Genomic DNA, 1075 nt, shown 5'->3' on the forward strand with positions numbered 1-1075 from the left:
CCGGCGCCCCCGCGGGCGCCGGCGGCCGTCGAGGCGGCGGACTCGGTGAGCAGGACGACGAACCGGGTGGTGCGCCGGCGCCGCCACGGCGACAACCGGCGGCCCCGGAAGGCGCGGTCCAGGTCCGACAGCAGCGCCCGGGTCAGTACCGCGTCGATGTGTTCGGGCGTGTGCAGGCGGCCGTTCCCGGCCAACTGCACCGCGCACTCCAGGAAGCTGTTCTGGCGTGCCCGCAGGGCGACCTGTGCCCAGCCCGCGAACCAGCCGCGCATCATGCGCCGGTTCAGCCGCCAGCCGAAGAGCGGCTGCACCAGCAGCCCCCACAGCCACAGCAGCACACCGCCGAACCAGGGCAGTGCCTCCATCAGCTCCGGCGGCCCGCCCGGCTGCCCCGGGTAGCGGGCCCGGTGCAACTGGCGTCGCAGATCGGTGGCCTTGGCGTCGTTGGCACGCCCCACCAACGAGGCCTCGACGACCGTGCGCATCACCTCGTAGTCGTGGAAGTCCAGACGGCCGGTGTCGGCGGGCCTCGTGCCGCGGAGCCCGGCGACCAGGTCCTCGTAGAACTGGACCTGGTCGGCTGCGGACGGCAGTCCGTCCGGCGGCCACAGCACCACGGGCGCCAGCGGCCGGGACTCGCTGTCGACACAGCGGTCCCGCAGGCCCCGCACCAAGCGCCGGGCCTCGTCGCCCCGCCCCTGCTGGGCCAGCACCAGCAGTGCGGCGGCGGCGCGTTGCCGGGGCGGCTCCACCACCAGGGTGTCGAAGGCGCCCAGCAGGGCGTCGAGGTGCCGCAACGGTGGAATGGCGGAATCATCCAGAGCTGTCACGCTGACGGTCATCTCCCCCGGTGGCGGACGGCCGCTGGGGCGCGTCCCCTGTCAGTCGCAGACGCCTCACCTGCCCCCAGGAGCGCCGCGGTCCACCCTTCTTACCCTCTGGTGGCCGCGGTTAAGCGCACGGTTATGCCCCTGTCGCACGCCGGTGACACGGCACAGGACAGCCACCCGTCCGGCTGCGGGGAGCCCGGACGCCGGACGCGCCGGGGTCTCCCGGCGTACCGGCGTCCGGCGCG

Annotated in this window: 1 pseudogene; it reads right to left on the reverse strand. The window is 74.6% G+C overall.

Annotated elements, in window-relative coordinates:
* A pseudogene (locus ACYVE9_RS27965) lies at positions 1-830 on the reverse strand (hypothetical protein); the annotation flags it as partial.
* Positions 831-1075 lie beyond the last annotated feature (245 nt).

The sequence above is a fragment of the Streptomyces sparsus genome (genome assembly GCF_054776295.1).